This window comes from Sphingomonas sp. HDW15A (assembly GCF_011301715.1).
Lineage (GTDB): Bacteria > Pseudomonadota > Alphaproteobacteria > Sphingomonadales > Sphingomonadaceae > Sphingomicrobium.
Genome location: NZ_CP049870.1, coordinates 184,999 through 203,967, shown reverse-complemented (window position 1 = coordinate 203,967; position 18,969 = coordinate 184,999). Strand labels below are relative to the sequence as shown.

Genomic DNA, 18,969 nt, shown 5'->3' with positions numbered 1-18,969 from the left:
GGCTGAGGCCCGTTCAGGAAGGCGATTAGGTCATGAATTTCCGGAACATCTCGTCCTGGTGCATCCAGAATCCGGTTCCACCGATCGTTCTGTTCATCGGCCTTCTCCTGGCCGGCTTGTTTGCGTTCATGAACATGGACGTGAACAACAATCCGGACATCGATTTCCCGGCGGTTGAAGTCGGGATTTCGCAGCCGGGCGCGGTCCCGACCGAAATCGAAAACCAGATCACGCAGAAGGTCGAAGCGGCGATTCGTGGCGTCAACGGCGTCGACGAGATCAACTCCAGCATTCGCGAAGGCTTCAGCTCGACCTTCGTGCAGTTCGAGATCGGTACGCCCACCGACCAGGGCGTCAATGACGTCCGCAATGCGCTGTCGCAGATCCGCAGCGACCTTCCCGAAGGCATTCTCGAGCCGCAGGTGACCCGGGTCGACATCGCCGGCGAGCCGATCACCTTCGTCGCTGCCGAGACGACCGACATGAGCCTCGAGGAGCTGAGCTGGTACGTAGACAATACCGTTTCGCGCCGGCTGCTCGGTGTCGAGGGCGTCGCCGCAGTCGCCCGTGAGGGCGGCGTCGAGCGAAACATCCGCGTCATTCTCGATCCGGCCGCGCTTCAGGCGCAGGGCATCAGTGCCGCGCAGGTTAACGCCCAGATCCGCCAGACCAACCTCAACGCGGGCGGTGGCCGGGCGGAAATCGCTGGCTCAGAACAGGCCGTCCGGGTCCTGGGCAATGCCCCGGACGCCTATGCGCTTTCGCAAATGCAGATCGCGGTTCCAGGCGGACGGGTCGTCAGGCTGGCCGACCTCGGCGAGGTCAAGGACGCCTATTCAGAGCAGCGCTCGATCGCGCGGATGAACGGGCGCCAGGTCATCAGCTTCAACGTTTCACGCTCCAAGGGCTCATCCGAAGTCACGGTTTACGACGCCGTCTGGCAAGAGATGAAGAAGCTCGAGAAGGAGGATCCGAGGATCCGCTTCGTCGAGATCAACAACAGCGTCGATTACACCAAGGGGCAATATGATTCGGCGATGCACGGCCTGATCGAAGGCGCGATCCTGGCCGTCCTCGTCGTGTTCCTCTTCCTCCGCGATTTCCGGGCGACGATGATTTCGGCCATCGCCATTCCGCTGTCGGCGATTCCCGCTTTCTATTTCATGGACCTGATGGGCATCACCCTGAACGGCCTCTCGTTGCTTGCATTGAGCCTGGTGGCGGGTGTTTTGGTCGACGACGCGATCGTCGAGATCGAGAACATTGTGCGCCACATGCGGATGGGCAAAACCGCTTACCAGGCGGCGATGGACGCCGCTGACGAGATCGGTCTCGCCGTCGTCGCAACCACCATGTCGATCGTGGCGGTCTTCCTGCCCGTGGCGCTCATGCCCGGCATCTCGGGACAGTTTTTCCAGAGCTTCGGTTACACGGTCGTCATCGCGGTGCTGATGAGCCTGTTCGTGGCGCGAATGATCACGCCTTTGATCGCTGCGTATTTCCTCAAGGCTCATGGCGTCCAGGCGCACGCCAGTGGCCCGGCGATGGACAAGTATCTCGGCATTCTCAAATGGTCGCTCGACACGTCGAAAGCCGATGCCGCAAGGGCGCTGATCCCTGATCATCGCGGCCGCTGGTACCATTATATTCTTGGCGGCCTGATGGTCGCGATCCGCGCCGTCGCCTTCGTTGCCGGCGTCGGAATCAGCATGCAGCTTCTGGGCAAGGCGGGAATCTTGCCCAGCGGGCTCAACATGCTCCTCGCTCTCATTGGTGGCGTCGTCGCCTTCATCGTTGTCGGCAAGCTGCTTGGCCTAGTGATGGGCATGTTCAGCACGCCCTTTGCGGACTTCTACAAACATTGGGGCCAGCGCTGGGCTGCCCGGAAGCAAGACCACCGTATCACCATGGTCGGCGTCGGCTTCGGCGCGTTCGCCCTTCAGATCGCGCTGTTCATGGGCCTTTCGATGTCCTTCCAGCCGCCGCTCAACCTCGACTTCAGCCGGGTGCGGATCGGTATGGCGCCCGGCTCCACCGTCCAGCAAGCCTCCGATCTGGCCAACCGCACGGCCGAGATTTTCGAAGGCCATCCGGATGTCGACCGGGTCTTCCAGCGTGTCTTTACCGGCGCCGCCTTCCTCAACATCGTCCTGAAGAAGGACCGGGAAATGACCTCGACCGAGTTCGAGCGCAGCTTGGCGCCGAAGCTCGCGCAGATCCCTGACGCCCAAGTTAACTTTATGAGCCAGGGTGGGGGCGGGCCGGGCAGCGGCGGCCGCGACATGGTGCTCTACCTCGGAAGCCCCGATCCGGTTCTGCTCCAGCAGACCGCCAACAAGATCGCGGACGAGATGGAGTCGCTGCCGCAGCTCGTCGCACCGCGTGTCGTCGGCGACCTCGTCCGTCCGGAAATCATCGTCAAGCCGCGCTTCGACCTCGCGGCCGACCTTGGCGTCACCACGACTGCTCTAAGTCAGACAATCCGCATCGCCACGCTCGGTGATATCGCCCAGAACAGCGCGAAATTCTCGCTGTCCGACCGTCAGGTGCCAATCACCGTGTCGTTGTCGGAAGAGTCACGACGCGACCTCAGTATCCTGGAAAATCTTCCGGTTCCAACGTCCAGCGGCGGTTCCGTCCCGCTGAAGGCTGTCGCGGAAATCGGCTTCGGAGCCGGTCCGTCGGCGGTCCAGCGCACCAACCAGGTGCGGCGCATCGCTGTCGGCGCGGACCTTTCGCCGGGCCTGGTTTCGGGCGACGTCTGGCCGAAAATCAACGAGCTTCCGACGGTCAAGAACCTGCCTGAAGGCGTCCAGAAACTGGAGCTTGGTGACAGCAAGTGGCAGGCTGAGCTATTGTTCTACTTCTTCGTGGCCTTGGCTGCCGGGGTCATGCTGGTGTTCGCGGTGCTCGTCCTGCTCTATCGACGATTCCTCTCCCCGTTCGTCAACATGGGCTCCCTGCTGCTGGCCCCGCTCGGTGCCGCAATCGGGCTTCACATCGCGGGCCAGCCCCTGTCGCTACCCGTGTTCATCGGCATCCTGATGCTGTTCGGGATCGTCGCCAAGAACTCGATCCTGCTGATCGATTTCGCGGTCGAGATGATGGATCATGGGATGGAGAAAGATGAGGCCATCTACGAAGCGGGTCACAAGCGAGCCCAGCCGATCGTCATGACCACTGTCGCAATGGTCGCGGGCATGATCCCGATTGCCCTCTCGCTTACCGGCGACGGCAGCTGGCGCGCCCCGATGGGCGTGACCGTCATCGGCGGCCTTTTGTTGTCGACGTTGCTGACGCTACTTCTCGTTCCCGCATACTTCTCGATTGCGGTGGATATTGAGAAATGGGTCGGCGCGCGGTTCCGCAAGCTCATCGACAATGGCGAGGAACATGCGCCGATGGCCGGGCCGGTCCCTGCCGAATGACGCCCCGGCAGGCGTGACAAGCGCCTGCCGGACGTTAGGGTGCGGCCGATGAGCAGCGTCGCGCCCTTCGCCCGGTTCAACCCCGCCCAGCCCGGCGCGCGGGGATGAAGATCGCCGCGACCGGCCTGCTCGTGGCAATGGCAGCGACCTATTTCATCGCCCGCTCGCTCGAGCCGTCCTATCCCTGGCTGGCCTGGTTGAAAGCCTTTGCCGAGGCCGGAATGGTCGGCGGGCTGGCCGACTGGTTCGCGGTGACCGCTCTATTTCGACATCCGTTGGGGCTGCCGATCCCCCACACCGCTATCATCCCGCGAAACAAGGACCGCATCGGCGAGGCGCTGGCGAACTTTCTAAAGGAAAACTTCCTTATCGCGCCAGTCGTCGCCCGCCGCATGAAGCGGCTTGACCTCGCCGGCGCCGCAGGCCGCTTCCTCCAGGCGCCGCAGGGCGAGGAGACCCGCATCCGCAAAGGCGCGAGCAGGCTCATCGCCGACATTTTCGAAGGCCTCGACGACGAGCGCCTTGGCGGACTCGTCAAGTCGTCGATCGCCGGGCGGGTCCGCAACATGGAGGTCTCGCCACTCCTCGGCCACGCGCTCGCTTCCGCCATCAACGAGGAACGCCACGTGCCGATGCTGGAAGCGGCGATCCGCTGGACCGCGCGCGCGCTCGACGCGAATGAGAGCCTCATCCGGGAGATGGTCAAGAAACGCACAAACTGGGTGCTTAAGCTCGCCGGGATCGACGCCCGGCTGAGCGACTCCATCCTCGATGGCCTGCGCAAGCTGACCGTCGAGATGCATACCGATCCGGCCCATCCCGTCCGCGTGCGTATCGAGCAGGCGCTCGCCGACCTTGCCAACGACCTCCAGACCAAGCCGGAGACCCGGGCTAGGGTCGAGGAATGGAAGAACCAGCTGCTCGACAACCGTTCGGTGGGGCTGTGGATCGATACGTTGTGGCAGAAGGGGCGTGAAGCGATCATCAAAGCCGCGCGCAATCCCGATGCGGCAATGGCCGGCAAGCTGGGCGAAGTCCTGAAATCCATGGGCACCAGCCTGGAGAAGGATGAGCGGATTCGCGGCGCCATCAACCAATTCGCGCGCCGCGCCATCGCCGGAATGGCCGCCAGCTACGGAAGCTCGATCGTCAAGCTGGTCAGCGACACGGTGCGCGGCTGGGACGCCCAAACCATCACCGACCGTCTTGAGAGCGCCGTCGGCCGCGACCTCCAGTATATCCGTATCAACGGCACGCTTGTTGGCGGCAGCGTCGGCCTGCTGCTCCACGCCCTCGATACGCTCTAGGCCGCTTGCGCCGCGCGGCATTTCCGGCTTCGATGGTGGCGACAGCCACTCAGGGGATCAAAATGACTATTCGATATTTGCTCGCGTCCGCGACGCTCGCTTTCTGCGCCCCTGCCTTTGGCCAGTCCCCCGCTGAGACCGTCACGGTAATCCACGCAGGTACGCTGATCGCGCAGCCGGGCCAGACGCCACTCCGGAACGCGACCGTCGTCATACGCGGCAAGACCATCGAGTCGGTCCAGAACGGCTTCGTCGACGTTCCGGGCGCGCGCGTGGTCGATTTGAGCAATGCAACCGTTTTGCCGGGCCTGATCGACAGCCACGTCCACCTCATCGGTCTCGACGACCGGATGCAGGCGCGGCTCCTCGAATCAACTCGAGATGACGAAGACGAGGCCTACACCGGCATTCTCAACGCCCGCAAAACGCTGCTCGCGGGCTTCACCACAGTTCGCGACCTAGGCGGCGAGCCACGCACCATTACCTCGCTCCGCGATGCAATCAACGCCGGGCAATTCGCCGGGCCGACGATCCTGAGCGCCGCGCGCATGATTTCGATCAGCGGCGGTCACGGCGACGGTCGAAACGGCCGCAACCGCGAACTCGCCTCGACAGCGACCACCGCGAACGTCTGCAATGGCGCCGACGACTGCCGCCGCGCGACCCGCGAGCAAATCAGCGCCGGCGCCGACGTCATCAAGTTCGCCGCGACCGGCGGAGTCCTCAGTAACGTTCCTGGCGGCCTAGCGCAGCAAATGATGGACGACGAAATGCGCGCCGTCGTCAACACGGCCAAGACCTTCGGACGCAAGGTGGCGGCGCACGCGCACGGAGTGGACGGAATAAATGGCGCACTTCGCGCGGGGGTCGACTCGATCGAGCACGGGACGTTCACGAACGACGAGACCTTCCGGCTCTACAAACAGACCGGCGCTTACTATGTGCCGACATTGCTCGCACCTGCGGCCGCCCTTGCAGACGGGCAGCGCGGCGCACTGACACCTGCGCAGTTCGAAAAGGCACGGCAGGCCGCCGGCAATGCCGAGAAGAGTTTCGCCCGGGCGGTCCGCGAAGGCGTCAAGATCGCTTTCGGGACTGACACGGGCGTCTCCAAGCACGGTGACAATGCGCAGGAATTCGCGTTGATGACCAAGAACGGCATGAGCCCTGCTCTGGCTATCCGCTCGGCCACCGTCGATGCCTCGAAACTGCTCGGTCTCGAATCGCGAGTCGGCACCATCGAAGCCGGCAAGGACGCAGATATCATCGCCGTCGATGGCGACCCGACCCAGGACGTTCGCCTGCTGGAAAAAGTCGGCTTCGTGATGAAGCACGGTCGGGTCCACAAGCTCGGCGGCCAGCGCCAGCTTACCGAGGTCGACTGATTGCGGTGGAGGTTCGCGATGCCCGGCCGGGCGACGCCGACCGGCTTGTCGAGTTGATTGCCGAGCTTGGATTCAAGGTCGATGAATCGGGCGTAGCGGAGCGTTTGCGCGTCCTCGCAGCCAATGGCGAACCCGTGATCGTCGCCGAAGATCAAGGCAGGCTGGTCGGAATGCTTGACTGGCATGTCATGCCAACCATCCATCGTCCGCGGCCGGTCGGAAGGATCGTCGCCTTGGTTGTCGGCGAAACATCACGTGGAATCGGCATCGGCACCGCTCTCGTACGCGAGGCAGAAGGGCGCATGCGCGCACGAGGCTGCGAGAAGATGGAGGTCACGAGCAACCTCAGGCTCGATCGCGCTCATTCCTTTTACGAGCGCTATGGCTTGGAGCGCAGTAGTTACCGCTTCGCGAAAGAGCTTTAGCCCCCGCTCACCCGCTCGATGGTGGCTCCGACCGCGCTCAATTTCTCTTCCAGCCGCTCGTAGCCGCGGTCCAGGTGATAGACTCGCATCACTTCCGTCTCACCCTCCGCTGCGAGTCCGGCCAGGATCAGACTCATCGATGCGCGAAGGTCGGTCGCCATGACCTGCGCGCCAGTCAATTTTGCCGGGCCCTTGACGATTGCCGACCGCCCATGGACCTCGATGTCGGCGCCCATGCGGCGCAGTTCGGGAACGTGCATGTAGCGGTTTTCGAAGATCGTCTCTTCCAGGAAGCTCTGGCCGTCGGCGACGCACAGCATGGCCATGAACTGTGCCTGCATGTCCGTCGGAAAGCCAGGGTAAGGCGCGGTCGAGATGGCAAGAGGCTTCAATGGCCGGTCCGCCGTTACTCGCATCCCGTCGTTGGTCATCTCGATAACCAGCCCGGCCGCCGCCAGCGCGTTGGTGATCGCGAGCATGTCTTCCGGCCTCGCTCCGACCAGCTCGATCGAGCCTCCCGTAATACCTGCCGCGCAGGCATAGCTTCCCGCCTCGATGCGGTCGGGCATAACGTCATAATCGCACCCATTGAGGCCTTCGACGCCGTCAATGATGAGATGAGAGCTGCCAATGCCTTCGATCTTGGCGCCCATCGCCGCCAAAAGATTGCACAGGTCGACGATTTCGGGCTCGCGCGCGGCGTTGAACAGTTGCGACCGCCCGTTTGCTAGAACGGAGGCCATGACGGCGTTCTCGGTCGCGCCAACCGAGACGACCGGGAAGCTATAGTCTCCACCCGTCAGCCGACCCTTCGGCGCGCTCGCCTTGACGTAGCCGGCTGCCAGCTCAATTTCGGCACCGATCGCTTCAAGCGCTTTCAAGTGAAGATCGATTGGCCGATCGCCGATGGCGCAACCGCCCGGCAAGGACACGGTGGATTCGCCGGTCCGCGCCAGCATCGGGCCAAGCACCAGGATCGAGGCGCGCATCTTGCGAACCATGTCGTAGGGCGCGACAGTGGCAGCGATATCGCTCGCCTGCAGGGTCATTCGCCGCTTGGCGCCGTCACCCTTCTTGGCCCCGGAGACCTTGGTCGAGACGCCAAGCTCGTTAAGAAGGTGACCGAAGCTGTCGACGTCGGCGAGCCGCGGCAGATTGCCCAAGGTCAGCTTTTCGTCTGTCAGCAGCGCGCACGGAAGCAGCGTGAGAGCACTGTTCTTGGCACCCGAAATCGGGATCTTGCCGTCTAGGCGCTTGCCGCCGGTGATGCGAATGGAGTCCATCGCCGCGCTTTAGCGGTTGCGGTGACTAGGACAAGGTCAGTGAAGGCTAAGCCTTCTCCAACGTGCATTGCAGCGGATGCTGGTTCTCTCGCGCGAAGTCGATCACCTGCGCGACCTTGGTCTCTGCGACCTCGTAGGTGAACACGCCGCAAACCGCGACGCCCTGCTGGTGGACCTGGAGCATGACACGGGTCGCATCCTCGATATCCATCGAAAAATAGCGCTGCAGGACGAGAACGACAAACTCCATCGGAGTGTAGTCGTCGTTAAGCATGAGCACTTTGTAATTGCTCGGTTTTTTGGTCTTGGGTCGAGTGCGCGTGACGACACCGGTCTCGAAGCCGTCATCGCCGTCCTCGCGGCCCGGCACGTGGCCGGTAATCCAGAATCGGTCGCTCATAGGGCGCCTCAAATATGGCAAGCTGGGAACGCGCTGCAAGGCTCCTCGCTCCCCATTGTGCCGTAAAAAAGGCGGCCGACCCATAGAGGGACGGCCGCCGTGCTGCCTTAACGGGAGGAGGGTATGTTAGGCAGCGAGTTCGCCGATGCGCTCGGCGTTCAGGGTCGCGCGGTTCGAGATCGGCTGGATGGCTTCGCCGGCCAGCTTCACGAACGCTTCCGCGAACTTGGAACTTTCGGCCACGACGCGGTCGAAGTTGGTGCGAGCCAGCTCGCTCTGGATCTGGATGAATTCGGTCGGCGACTTGGCGTCGGCGAGGGTCTTCATCGCGCCCGAGGCCTGCTCGAAGCCGTCACGGCCGCTGGCGAGCAATTCCTGGCCAAGCGTCCTGGCGCCGGAAGCCGCGATTCTGCCCGACTCGGTCAGCGCCTCGACATTGGCCTTGGCCAGCTCGGCGAGTTCCTCGGCGGTCTTCTGCGACTTGGCGACGATCTCCTGGCCACGCGCGCCGGCATCGGCGAACAGAGCCTGGAAACGGTCGGCGCCCGGCAGCTCGAAGCCGGCGAAAAGCTTGTTGAAATCGTAGGTCATGGTTTCGATCCTCTCGAATGGGGTGGCGATGGCCGCAGTCGCGGTCTTGGTCGCCTTCTTGTTCAAATTGCGCACGGCCTTGACGGTCTTCGTCGCCGACTTGGCGGCGCGGCGCTTGGCCACGGCGGCCTTGGCCTTGCGGACCGGCTTGGCGGCAACTTCCTTCGCCTTCTCGGCAACGGCTTGAACCGGCGCCTTTACGGCTTCGGCGGCCTCGACGGCCTTGGTTTCGATCTTCGCGATGGTCGTTTCGTCAGCCACGGCATTGCTCCTTTGTTGCAGTGCAATATAATGCAATGCAGCATGGGTTTCAATAGCTTTTTGTGCAGTGCAGCAGAGGCGGCACTTGACGGCACGCTTGGGCCCAAGGCAAGGGCGCTCATGGACCTGACGGAAAGCCCAAGCCAGCCAAGCCGCCGCCGCCGCGGCCTCCTTATCGTCCTCTCCTCTCCCTCCGGGGCAGGGAAATCGACGATCAGCCGCAAGTTGATGGAGGAAGATCCGACGATTACCATGTCGATCAGCGCGACGACGCGGCCGATGCGCCCCGGTGAAGTGGCCGACGTCGATTATCACTTCGTTGACGATCAGCAGTTCCAGAATCTCGTCGATGCCGACGAATTCGCCGAATGGGCCTATGTGTTCGAACACCGCTACGGAAGCCCGAAGGAGCCGATCAAGGAGGCGCTGAAGGACGGCCGCGACACCCTGTTCGACATCGACTGGCAGGGCACTCAGCAACTCGAATATGCTTTCCGCACCGACCTTGTCCGAATCTTCATCCTCCCGCCGTCTATGGAGGAATTGAAGCGCCGCCTGGAAGAGCGCGGAACGGACACGCAGGACGTGATCGATTTCCGCATGCGCCGGGCCGCGGCCGAGATCGGCCACTGGGCGGAATATGATTATGTGCTGATCAACGACGACGTCGAGAAGTGCACCGAGGCGGTTCGAGCGATCGTGATCGCCGAACGTCAGCGCCGCGAGCGCCAGCCGTACCTGCTCAACTTCGTCCGCGAATTGGTGGAGCGTCCCAACTAGCCAAGCAGCGACAGGAAACAGGCCGCTGAGAGGAAGTCCGCCCGCCGTGCATCGAGCGCCGCTGTCGCCTCTTCATCTTCCCCCCATTGCTCCGCCTGCCAGCGTTCGTCGAGACTGACTGCTTCCCACGCGGAGTCCGCCGGAAGCGCTTCTTCGAGCACCGCCAGGCCTGCGACGAGGGATCCGCCAATCGTCACAATCGGGGCTAGGGCGGCGAGCCGAAATGGGTCGAGGATTGCCACCGAATGCGCCAGCTTGGCGACCGTGTCGGCAGGCTGGGCAACATGTACGATTCCGCTTGAGCAGGCGAAATCGACGTCGTAGCGCCGCCGTGCCCAATCAAGCAGGATGTCCCAGCTCTCCGCTTGACGCCGCACCAGCGCGTCCGGCCCTTCTGCGCGGTAACAGGTCAGGTCGGCCTCGCCATATTTTGCGAGACCCGAGGCGAAGCTGACCGGATCGGGTGCGATCCTGTCGATAGCGGCGTTGGTCAGTCCAGTGAGCGGCATCGCCCGCGGGTTCAACTCGTCGCCGCAGTCGCCCCATTCGGTCGCAATCGCTTCGGCCAGCGCCCGGGTTGGAACGACGAGTGCATTTCCCGCCGGGGTCCTCACGGGACGGCCATCAAGTTCGATGCCGAACCCGGTCTCGGCTTCACGCACCGCAACGTCGTTCCAGAAGCGCTTCAACCCTGGCGCTCCCACATGCGTTTGAGAAGCTTGGGCGCGAGCACCGCATCGATGACGCCACAAATGGCGAGGATCCCACCGACGAGCGGCCAGCCACCCGGGCGAACGAGGTCGCTGTAGGCGATCGCGACCCCAAGCAGGAACGTCGCCACGCCGAGCAGCCGCACGACAGCGAACAGCCGGAAGCGCTTTCGCCAGACTTCGTCGTCGTTCACCGCACCAGTTCCATGTGATTGCGCGCGATAACTTCGATTTCGGACGGATGGACGGCGACCTGGTGCGCTCCCTCCGCCAGCAATTCCTCCACCGTGTGGTAGCCCCAGGCCGCCCCAATGGCGAAACAACCAGCCGCCCTGGCGCATCCCATGTCCCAGGCCGTGTCGCCGACGAAGAGGGTCGTCTCCGGCGCCGCGCCCGCCTCGGCCATCGCGGAATGCGCCATTCCCGGGTGCGGCTTGGAAGGATTGCTGTCGGCAGTCTGAAGCGTCACAAAGCGCCCGGAGAGCCCGTGACTCGTCAAGCAATGGTTGAGACCACGAAAGCTTTTCCCAGTCGCAACACCGAGCAGCCAGCCGCATTCCTCGAGAGCGTCGAGCAAATCGAGGATCCCGTCGAACAAGGGTTCGTCGACCTCGCCTGCCCCGCGCATAGCAATGAAGTGCTCCTTGTAGGTCGCCGACAGCGCCGCTGCATTGGCCTCTGGCGCGAGCGCGATCATTGCCTCCTGCAGGCTGAGCCCGATGACCTTCTGAGCCTCATGTCGGGGCGGACAGACGAGATCATGCGCCCGGAAGGTCGCGTCGAGCGCACGGTGGATCGTGCCGCCGCTGTCGACCAAGGTCCCGTCGCAATCGAAGATCGCCAGCCGGTTCATCGCCGTTTCGGTTTCCGGCTCGGCGCCGTCCCACCGGAGCCGCGAGAGCGCCGCTCGCCCTTGCGCGCCTTCCGCGCGGACTTGGCATGGGCCGCAGCCTTCTTGGCCCGGACTTCAGGCGATCGGGCCGGGTCGGGCGTGTGCAGAGGCATGGCCGCGCCCGCCGCAAAGTCGAACCCCAGTGCGGCGAGGCTTTCCGCAAAATGCGCGGGCGGGTCGACGGTCACATCGATCGTCTTGCCGCCCGGCGCATCGATCTTAAGCCGCCGCGCGTGAAGATGCATCTTGCGGCTAATCCCGCCGGTCAGGAAAGCCTCGGGGCCGCCATATTTGGCATCGCCGACGATCGGGTGGCCGATCGCCGCCATATGCGCGCGAAGCTGATGAGTCCGCCCGGTCAGCGGCCTCAACTCAAGCCACGCCGCACGATTGCCGGCCCGGTCGATGAGCTTGTAGCGGCTTTTGGCCGCCTGCCCGCTTTCCTGGTCGACATGCATCTTCTCGCCGCCCGTCCCCGGCTGCTTGGCAAGCGGCAGGTCGACGAGCCCGTCCTCGATCGACGGCACGCCCGTCACCAGTGCCCAGTAGATTTTCGTTGCGCCGCGCCCGGCGAAGGCCTTCGCAAAGTGGGCTGCGGCGCGTGCGTTGCGCGCCACCAGCAGCACGCCGCTAGTGTCCTTGTCGAGGCGATGGACAAGCTTGGGCCTGTTGCCCTTGTCGTCGGCTAGGCCCGAAAGCAGCCGGTCGAGATGATTCCTGGTCTTGGTTCCGCCCTGCGTGGCCAGGCCCGGCGGCTTGTTCAGGACGATCCAGTCCTGCCCTGTCGCAACGACCAGCGATCTGACGAACTCCGTTTCATCCTCCGTCAGGGGTTGGGCGGCGGCCGCGAAGGACGTGCGGTCTTGACCGGCGCGGCTTCCGCCGGCGGCAGTCGGATGATCTGACCGGAGGCGATCCGGTCCCCGGGCGTTGCCCTCTTTCCGTCCAGCCGCAGCTGCCCGGTTCGCGCCCAGCGCGACACCTGGTTGAAGCTGATGTCCGGCAAGTGCCGCTTGAACCAGCGGTCCAGCCGGATCTGGTCGTCATCTTCTGCGACGGTGAAGCTTCGGTGATCGGAAGGGGCGGCCATCGCCGCGCCTCTAGCGTTTAATCAGCGCTCTGACCAATAGTCGAAAGCTTGGGCATGAAGCCGTCGGATCAGCCGCCTGGCGTCCGGCCCGTCCCAGTCACCCTTGTAGCCATGGCTAAGCGCGCTTCCGATCCACCAGCCTTGGCCGGGAAGCCCGTCTGACTGGCGCACGACCAGAACGGCAAGTTCCGGCTCTCCACGCCCCTCCGTCTCGGCGTCGACGGCTTCAAGAACCTTGCACAATGCCCGCATCTTCGGCCTGGAAAACGCATAGCCAAGATGGGCGAGCAGCTCGGAATAGGTAATCGATTGGCGGGCACGAGCCGAGGCGATCAGATGAGCGCGGACCTCCGCCGGGTCGGCCAAACTCACTTTTCGAGACGCCTCACTTCGGCTGTTCGGCGACCGGCGTCAGTTCGAACACCTGCAGCTTCGATCCGTCACGCGGCCATGGAATCACCAGACGCCAAACGAACGGAGCAATACGCTCGAAAACGCCCGCCATGTCGCGTTGCGGGTCGTCGCCATAAGCCCGAACCTCGTCCTCGCTGCCCAGCGCCAAGCTGCCAAGAAAGATCATCCGGCGACTGTTGTCGTCGTCCCACAACCGGCCGGCCGGCCTTTGACTTCCGGTCTGCTTGACGATGGTCAGAACCTCGCCCTCGGTCTGGACGTAGCAGAAGAAAGGCTTGAACCGCTCGAGCGCGGGTTTGCCCTTGCCAGTTCCCCGAGGATAACGAGCCGGCAGCTGTAGCTTCCAGGCGTCGGCGCGGGGCGAACCTGCGCTGCATCCTGACGGAGCAAAGCGCCTTCCTCACGGATCGCGGTGGCGAAACTCTTCCTGGCTGCAGCAAGCCCTGCGGCCCAGGCGCCAGAAACGTTGGCCAGCCGGTCCCGGTCGGCCTGGCTGGCGATTCCTTGCCACACCTCTGCCTTGGTCGGCGGAGCGACGATCGGCACTGGCGGCACGACCTGTTTGTTCAGGTCCGCGCAGCCAGCGGCTAGGGCGGCAATCGCAAAAATCGATGTGATACGGACCGACATCATGCCTCGGTTATCCTGCCTTCGCATTGAGTCGCTCAATCCATGCAGAGTGGCAGGCGGCAGGCGCAAACTCAACTAGCGTGGCTTCAACCATAGGCGTTGACTTGGCCCTATCCACCACTAGGCCACCGCCCGATGAACAGGACCACAGAGCAAGCGCATAGTCATTCCTTGAGCCGCGGGGCCTCGCTTATGGCGTAGCCGCTTACGCGCTGTGGGGCGTAATGCCGGTCTACTTCAAGCAGATTGCTGCGGTTCCCGCGATCGACATCGTCGCCCACCGTATTCTCTGGTCGCTGATCGTCCTGGCCATCCTGCTAAGCCTGTCGCGCTCCTGGAACGAAGTGCGTGCTGCCGTAACGCAAAAGCGGACGATGGCGCTGCTTGCAGTTACCTCCCTGCTGATCGGCGTGAACTGGATGTTCTACGTCTATGCCATCAATACCGGCCACATCCTCGCGGGCAGCCTTGGCTACTATCTCAATCCGCTGGCCAATATCCTCCTCGGCCGCTTCATCCTGGGGAGCGATTGTCGAGGCGGCAATGGTGGGCTGTCGGAATCGCCGCCGCCGGGGTGGCCGTTCTTGCGACCGGGGCGCTCGACACTTTGTGGATTAGCCTGCTGCTTTGCTTCAGCTTCGCGACCTACGGCCTGCTTCGAAAGATGGCCACGGTCGATTCCCTTGCCGGTCTCAGCATCGAAACAACCATTCTTGCACCCATCGCCCTCACCTGGCTGATGATGGGCGGCGCCGAAGGCAAGATGATGGCCGACTATTCCGAATCGGTTAGCTGGCTGCTGATCGCCGCCGGGCTGGTCTCGACCGTCCCCCTGCTCTGTTTCACCGCCGCCGCCCGGCGGCTGCCTTATTCAACCGTAGGAATGCTACAGTTTCTGGCTCCGACGCTACAGTTTCTGGTCGCTGTGACGATCTACGGGGAGGCTCTGACGACGGCGCACATGGTTGCATTCGGCGCCATCTGGTTCGCGCTGATCCTTTACTCCTCGTCGATCCTTAAGCGGCGGAGGAAGCCGGGTCCGGAATTGTGCGAAGGCTGATCGGCCTGCTAAGCACGGCCAATGGCCAACATTCTTTCCCTGATCATCGGTATCGTCGCGCTACTTTGCGCCGTCGTCGCCTTCATTCCCCTGCTTGGCGCGCTTAACTGGCTGATCATCCCGCTTGCGGTCATCGGCGCAGGCATCGGACTAATCGGCAAGAGCAAGAGCGGAACTGCGCTGAACATCTTCGTGATCATCATCGGCGTGGTGCGCTTGTCGCTCGGCGGCGGCATCATCTGAGCCGCATCAGCCGCCCCTACTGAGTAATCGGTCATAACGGACGCAATGCCATTGGCGGATTGAGCGCTCACCCCACTATGGGATAAGCATGCAGCAACCGGACGGCGCGCGTGGGGGCTCTGGCCAACCGTTCGGACTGTCATCGACCGGCCAGGGAGAACGGCTGCGGATGACAGATACGCGCAAGAGCGAACGAATACCTCTCAATTGCGAGGTTGAATTCAAGCGTCATGGCGACGCGCGCTACCGCGTCGACTTGCTGGATTTTTCGCCGCAAGGCTGCTGTCTGTCACCGCCAGTCCGGGTCGAGGAAGGGGAGTCGATCAGCCTGCGCATCCCCGACATGGCGGCGATCCATGGGCGGATCGCGTGGGTTCGGGATTGGAAAGCGGGTGTCGAGTTCGATCACCCCTTCCACGAGGCCGTGTTCAACCTCGTCGTCCGGCGGCTTGAGGGACCTAGCGGGACATCTTGATCGCAGGCCCGAAGCGTGTCTGCGCTTGCCCTTCCATGCGAAACCCGCACTTCTCGTAGAAGCTCCTCGCGGTCGGATTGGCGACGACCGTGACCAGACTCAGGCCGCGACGGCGCGCTTCATGGATCGCCGCGTCGACAAGGGCGGCGCCAATTCCCCGACGCCAATGCTCAGGATTGACGAATAAACCGTCCAGCTCGCTGCCATCCAGCGCGGCGAAGCCGGCGAGGCGGCCGTCAAGCTCCGCGACAATCACGTCGCCGCGCTCTATTTGGGCCTCAGGAATGGCGATGGCATCCGGGTTAGCTTCAAGGTCGGTCCGATAGTCTTCAAGCGCGAGCGAGGCGCGGCGCTGGATTTCCTCAAGCGCTTCATGTTCCTCCTTTTTCGCAGCTCGGATGATCATCGCGTCTTGACGTACCTGCCGGGCGCATCCTCGATGGCTTTCAATTTGCCTTCGCCCGGAACCCGGGCACCGTCCGCTATGACGGTCCTGGGGTCCTGCTTTTTCAGCCAATCGATCCAGTCCGGCCACCAGCTGCCCTTGTGCTCAGTGGCGCCGGCAACGAATTCGTCGAGCGACGCGGCCGGCTTCTCGTTGGTCCAATATTGATATTTGTTCGCAGAGGGCGGGTTGACGACTCCGGCGATATGTCCCGAACCGGCGAGCACGAAACGCTTCGGCCCCGCCAGAATGCGGGTCAGCTTCCACACGCTGGTCGCCGGCGCGATATGGTCCTCGCGCCCTGCCTGGATATAGGCGGGCGTCTCGATCCTAGTGAGGTCGAGCGGAACGCTCTTGATGCTGATGGCCCCGGGCTTCACCAGCAAATTCTCGCGATACAGCCGCTGCAGGTAGTCGCGGTGCCATTCGCCCGGCAGATTGGTGACATCGCCGTTCCAGTGGAGCAGGTCGAAAGGCGGCGGATCCTTGCCGAGAAGGTAATTGTTGACGACGTAGTTCCAGATGAGGTCGCGGCCGCGAAGCAGGTTGAAGGTCGCCGCCATCACCCGGCCGTCGAGAACCCCGGTTTCGGCAGTCAACTGCTTCAATGTCTGCATTGTCTCATCGCCGAGGAACAGTTTGATGTCGCCGGCATCGTCGAAATCCACCTGGGCGGTGAAGAAGGTCGTGCTGGCCACTTTCTCTGCCTCGCGCTTGGCGGCGAGATAGGCCAGCGTCGCGGCCAGTGTCGTGCCAGCCACGCAATAGCCGATGGCGTGTACCGCCTTAACGCCCAGCAGGTCGCGAATGACGTCGATCGCCTGCTCCTGAGCCGATACGTAATCGTCCATCGTCACGTCGCGGATGCTCTCGTCCGCGCTTTTCCAGCTGACCATGAACAGGCTTACGCCCTGCTCGACAGTCCATTTGACGAAGCTCTTTTCCGGCGTGAGGTCGAGAATGTAAAAGCGGTTGATCCACGGTGGGAAGATCACCAGCGGGGTCTCCAGCACCTTCTCCGTAACCGGTCCATATTGGATGAGTTGGAATAGGGGTGTTTCGAAGATCACCTTGCCCGGTGTCGTGGCGAGGTTCCGGCCGAGTTCGAAGGCGCCCTCAGGGCTTTGAGTCACCTGCCCACGCTGAATATCACCGATCATATTCTTGAGGCCAGAAAGCAGGTTCTCGCCTTTGGTCTCGATCGTCTGCTTCATCACCTCCGGGTTGGTCGCGACAAAATTGGCCGGGCTCATCGCGTCGACGAAATTCTGGGTCGCGAAGCGCAGGCGGTTGCGCGCCTCCTCGTCCAGTCCCTCGATCTCATCGACAGTGCCCAGCAGCCGGTCCGAGATCGCGAGATAGCTTTGCTTGACCGTGCTGAAGATCGGATCGTTCCATTCTTCACTGCCGAAGCGCCGATCCCGCCTCTCGCCGGCCTCGCTCGCCTGCCCCAGCATCTTGCCCCAGGCCTCCAGGCCTCTCGACCACATTTCGGCTCCCGCGCTCATCCATTGCATTGGGTCCGTCGCCTGTGGAGCCGCAGCGGGGCCGAAGCCAAATCCCGGCATCGCCGAGCCCTTGGCCAGGCTGTCGGCCCAGGCCTCCAGGATCATCTGGTTGGCTTTCGCCATCACCAGCGCCCAGTGCTGCCAGTCCTCGAACCCCGGCGGATTCGCCGTCGTGCTGTCGTCGGTCATACACCGCCTAATAGCCAATAGCGCCCGGCCTGTCGAAGCAGCGCATTTCGCGCTAGTGAGCGCGGATGCCGCCATCGCCCATTCTGCCCGACGCGCTCTTCTGGCTCGACTACATCGGCATTTTCGTCTTCGCCGTCTCGGGAGCATTGCTCGCGGCCGAGAAGCGCCAGACGCTGGTCACCTTCATCTTCTTCGCAGTGGTCACGGGCGTCGGCGGGGGTACGATCCGCGACCTGTTGATCGGCGCACCGGTGTTCTGGGTTGGCACCAACGCCACGCTCGCCATCTGCATCGGGGCCGCGCTCGCCGTATGGTATTTGAGCCGCCGGATGATCCTCGAAAAAGCGTTGCTCTGGTTCGACGCTGTCGGGCTTGCGGCTTACGCCACCTACGGCGCGTCCAAGGCGCTCGGTTTCGGTGTCGCACCGATTCCCGCCTTCGCGATGGGCGTTATTACCGCGTGCACGGGGGAATTATTCGCGACGTGCTGGCAGGCGAGCCATCGATCCTCATGCGACCCGAACTCTATGTCACGGCCGCGGCGCTTTCTTCCGGACTTTACGTGATGCTCGCAATGTTCGGCGCACCTCCGGCATTGGCGGCATTGGTCGGCGGGCTGTTCGGCTTCGCGCTTCGCGGCGCGGCGATCGCCCGGGGCTTGTCGTTGCCGCAGTACGGCCGCTGACCTAGTCGAAAGTCGGCGCGACCCGATCGAGGTTGCAGCGGCGCCCGAGTGCCGCTCCAAGGGCGACGCACATCTCCTCGCTGTCCTTGAGGGCGCGCCGTCGAAGCATCAGAAGGATGCGATGATTTTCCGCGACCAGAGAAACCGCCTTCCGCCCGTCCGGGTCCCCTGCGAGCGCTGGAAAATCGACTACGATCTTGGCCGCTTCCCTGCCGGCAGGATCGGACCGGTAGGCGATGGCTGCGTTGCGCTCATATTGCCCGACCCATTGCTCAAACCGAAACCGCGCCCGCTCCTCGAACGTCAGCGTTGACTGGAATTCGCTGATCTTCTGGCGCACCACGGGATCATCGAATCTGTTAAGCGCGCCGGAGGCGACGACGTCGTCGTATACGCTAACAGGCGGCGCCAGCGACACCATGTAGCGCCCCTTGGCCAGTCCGCGCTCCATTCGCGCCTTGTCGTCGACGGTCCAGGCGTCCTCCGCCAGCCGGTCGATGGTGAAGTGGAGGTCGCCGACGATTTCCTCCGCATTGCCAACCGCGAGCTTCATGTAGGCGACATCCCGCTCGGCCTCGTCGAGCAACCGCTCCATGGCCTCGCGGCTAGCCTGCTCATCGGCCTGGCGATTGGCCCACTCGTTGATCTGGAAACCGAGCAGTACGCCAACCACCACTAGCACGAACTCAATGAACACCATCGTCCAGTCCTGGCGCTTCAGGCTCATCGTCATTCGCATGAGGATCATCGGCAGCCCCCTTCCGAAGT

Annotated in this window: 21 protein-coding genes and 2 pseudogenes; 10 read left to right on the top strand and 13 right to left on the bottom strand. The window is 63.2% G+C overall.

Annotated elements, in window-relative coordinates; translation table 11 throughout:
- Nucleotides 1–32 precede the first annotated feature (32 nt).
- The 4 genes from G7076_RS01090 to G7076_RS01075 all read left to right on the top strand — a co-directional run bounded on the left by G7076_RS01090 (nucleotide 33) and on the right by G7076_RS01075 (nucleotide 6,545).
- Entirely contained in the window at nucleotides 33–3,428 is a 3,396-nt protein-coding gene (locus G7076_RS01090; RefSeq protein ID WP_166199664.1) for an efflux RND transporter permease subunit, read from the top strand.
- A gap of 104 nt (nucleotides 3,429–3,532) precedes the next feature.
- Entirely contained in the window at nucleotides 3,533–4,735 is a 1,203-nt protein-coding gene (locus tag G7076_RS01085) for a DUF445 domain-containing protein (protein ID WP_166199662.1), read from the top strand.
- 62 nt (nucleotides 4,736–4,797) lie between these two features.
- Nucleotides 4,798–6,120, top strand: a complete 1,323-nt coding sequence (locus G7076_RS01080) for an amidohydrolase family protein (protein WP_166199660.1) — start codon at nucleotides 4,798–4,800, stop codon at nucleotides 6,118–6,120.
- A gap of 5 nt (nucleotides 6,121–6,125) precedes the next feature.
- Complete coding sequence (locus tag G7076_RS01075) at nucleotides 6,126–6,545, top strand: GNAT family N-acetyltransferase (protein ID WP_166199658.1); 420 nt, start codon at nucleotides 6,126–6,128, stop codon at nucleotides 6,543–6,545.
- On the opposite strand, the gene murA is transcribed toward G7076_RS01075, so the two are convergent.
- From murA to G7076_RS01060, 3 genes are all read right to left on the bottom strand, one after another.
- Entirely contained in the window at nucleotides 6,542–7,828 is a 1,287-nt protein-coding gene (murA, locus tag G7076_RS01070; protein ID WP_166199656.1) for a UDP-N-acetylglucosamine 1-carboxyvinyltransferase, read from the bottom strand. The genes G7076_RS01075 and murA overlap by 4 nt on opposite strands.
- Before the next feature lie 46 nt (nucleotides 7,829–7,874).
- Complete coding sequence (clpS, locus tag G7076_RS01065) at nucleotides 7,875–8,228, bottom strand: ATP-dependent Clp protease adapter ClpS (protein ID WP_166199654.1); 354 nt, start codon at nucleotides 8,226–8,228, stop codon at nucleotides 7,875–7,877.
- Between the two features lie 126 nt (nucleotides 8,229–8,354).
- On the bottom strand, nucleotides 8,355–9,080 hold the full coding sequence (locus G7076_RS01060) for a phasin family protein (protein WP_166199652.1): 726 nt from the start codon (nucleotides 9,078–9,080) through the stop codon (nucleotides 8,355–8,357).
- 120 nt (nucleotides 9,081–9,200) lie between these two features.
- On the opposite strand from G7076_RS01060, the gene gmk reads away from it, so the two are divergent.
- Nucleotides 9,201–9,860 carry a guanylate kinase gene (gene gmk / locus G7076_RS01055; protein ID WP_166203241.1) on the top strand — a complete coding sequence of 220 codons (660 nt, stop codon included), beginning with the start codon at nucleotides 9,201–9,203 and terminating at the stop codon, nucleotides 9,858–9,860.
- Here gmk and G7076_RS01050 read toward each other — a convergent pair.
- The 7 genes and pseudogenes from G7076_RS01050 to G7076_RS12625 all read right to left on the bottom strand — a co-directional run bounded on the left by G7076_RS01050 (nucleotide 9,857) and on the right by G7076_RS12625 (nucleotide 13,599).
- Nucleotides 9,857–10,549 (bottom strand): ATP12 family protein, encoded by a 693-nt coding sequence (locus G7076_RS01050; protein ID WP_166199650.1) that lies wholly within the window; start codon nucleotides 10,547–10,549, stop codon nucleotides 9,857–9,859. The genes gmk and G7076_RS01050 overlap by 4 nt on opposite strands.
- The gene (locus G7076_RS01045) at nucleotides 10,546–10,764 is read right to left on the bottom strand and encodes a hypothetical protein (RefSeq protein ID WP_166199648.1); all 219 of its coding nucleotides are present in this window, start codon (nucleotides 10,762–10,764) and stop codon (nucleotides 10,546–10,548) included. Before G7076_RS01045 ends, G7076_RS01050 begins: the two co-directional genes overlap by 4 nt.
- Nucleotides 10,761–11,423: an HAD-IA family hydrolase gene (locus G7076_RS01040; RefSeq protein ID WP_166199646.1), complete on the bottom strand. Its 663-nt coding sequence runs from the start codon at nucleotides 11,421–11,423 to the stop codon at nucleotides 10,761–10,763. The genes G7076_RS01045 and G7076_RS01040 overlap by 4 nt, the downstream gene beginning before the upstream one ends.
- Nucleotides 11,420–12,552, bottom strand: a pseudogene (locus G7076_RS01035) (RluA family pseudouridine synthase). Before G7076_RS01035 ends, G7076_RS01040 begins: the two are co-directional and overlap by 4 nt.
- Before the next feature lie 21 nt (nucleotides 12,553–12,573).
- Complete coding sequence (locus tag G7076_RS01030) at nucleotides 12,574–12,924, bottom strand: ribose-phosphate pyrophosphokinase (RefSeq protein ID WP_240913825.1); 351 nt, start codon at nucleotides 12,922–12,924, stop codon at nucleotides 12,574–12,576.
- Between the two features lie 13 nt (nucleotides 12,925–12,937).
- Nucleotides 12,938–13,300, bottom strand: coding sequence for a DUF4893 domain-containing protein (locus G7076_RS12630; RefSeq protein ID WP_166203237.1), 363 nt, complete (start codon nucleotides 13,298–13,300; stop codon nucleotides 12,938–12,940).
- Nucleotides 13,201–13,599 carry a DUF4893 domain-containing protein gene (locus tag G7076_RS12625; protein ID WP_166199644.1) on the bottom strand — a complete coding sequence of 133 codons (399 nt, stop codon included), beginning with the start codon at nucleotides 13,597–13,599 and terminating at the stop codon, nucleotides 13,201–13,203. The genes G7076_RS12630 and G7076_RS12625 overlap by 100 nt, the downstream gene beginning before the upstream one ends.
- 221 nt (nucleotides 13,600–13,820) lie before the next feature.
- On the opposite strand from G7076_RS12625, the gene G7076_RS01015 reads away from it, so the two are divergent.
- The 4 genes from G7076_RS01015 to G7076_RS01005 all read left to right on the top strand — a co-directional run bounded on the left by G7076_RS01015 (nucleotide 13,821) and on the right by G7076_RS01005 (nucleotide 15,374).
- Nucleotides 13,821–14,336, top strand: a complete 516-nt coding sequence (locus G7076_RS01015; protein ID WP_166203235.1) for a hypothetical protein — start codon at nucleotides 13,821–13,823, stop codon at nucleotides 14,334–14,336.
- Nucleotides 14,336–14,656: a hypothetical protein gene (locus G7076_RS12190; protein ID WP_206367551.1), complete on the top strand. Its 321-nt coding sequence runs from the start codon at nucleotides 14,336–14,338 to the stop codon at nucleotides 14,654–14,656. The genes G7076_RS01015 and G7076_RS12190 overlap by 1 nt, the downstream gene beginning before the upstream one ends.
- Before the next feature lie 21 nt (nucleotides 14,657–14,677).
- Nucleotides 14,678–14,899 carry a hypothetical protein gene (locus G7076_RS01010; RefSeq protein ID WP_166199642.1) on the top strand — a complete coding sequence of 74 codons (222 nt, stop codon included), beginning with the start codon at nucleotides 14,678–14,680 and terminating at the stop codon, nucleotides 14,897–14,899.
- Between the two features lie 169 nt (nucleotides 14,900–15,068).
- Nucleotides 15,069–15,374: a PilZ domain-containing protein gene (locus G7076_RS01005; protein WP_166199640.1), complete on the top strand. Its 306-nt coding sequence runs from the start codon at nucleotides 15,069–15,071 to the stop codon at nucleotides 15,372–15,374.
- On the opposite strand, the gene G7076_RS01000 is transcribed toward G7076_RS01005, so the two are convergent.
- A complete protein-coding gene (locus G7076_RS01000; protein ID WP_166199638.1) occupies nucleotides 15,358–15,780 on the bottom strand; it encodes a GNAT family N-acetyltransferase in 423 nt (140 codons plus the stop codon). The two genes, G7076_RS01005 and G7076_RS01000, sit on opposite strands and share 17 nt — an antisense overlap.
- Nucleotides 15,777–17,516, bottom strand: a complete 1,740-nt coding sequence (gene phaC, locus G7076_RS00995) for a class I poly(R)-hydroxyalkanoic acid synthase (protein WP_166199636.1) — start codon at nucleotides 17,514–17,516, stop codon at nucleotides 15,777–15,779. The genes G7076_RS01000 and phaC overlap by 4 nt, the downstream gene beginning before the upstream one ends.
- Nucleotides 17,517–17,581: 65 nt before the next feature.
- On the opposite strand from phaC, the pseudogene G7076_RS00990 reads away from it, so the two are divergent.
- Nucleotides 17,582–18,201, top strand: a pseudogene (locus G7076_RS00990) (trimeric intracellular cation channel family protein).
- Nucleotide 18,202: 1 nt separating this feature from the next.
- Here the strand turns inward: G7076_RS00990 and G7076_RS00985 are convergent.
- On the bottom strand, nucleotides 18,203–18,949 hold the full coding sequence (locus G7076_RS00985) for a hypothetical protein (RefSeq protein WP_166199634.1): 747 nt from the start codon (nucleotides 18,947–18,949) through the stop codon (nucleotides 18,203–18,205).
- Between the last annotated feature and the right edge of the window lie 20 nt (nucleotides 18,950–18,969).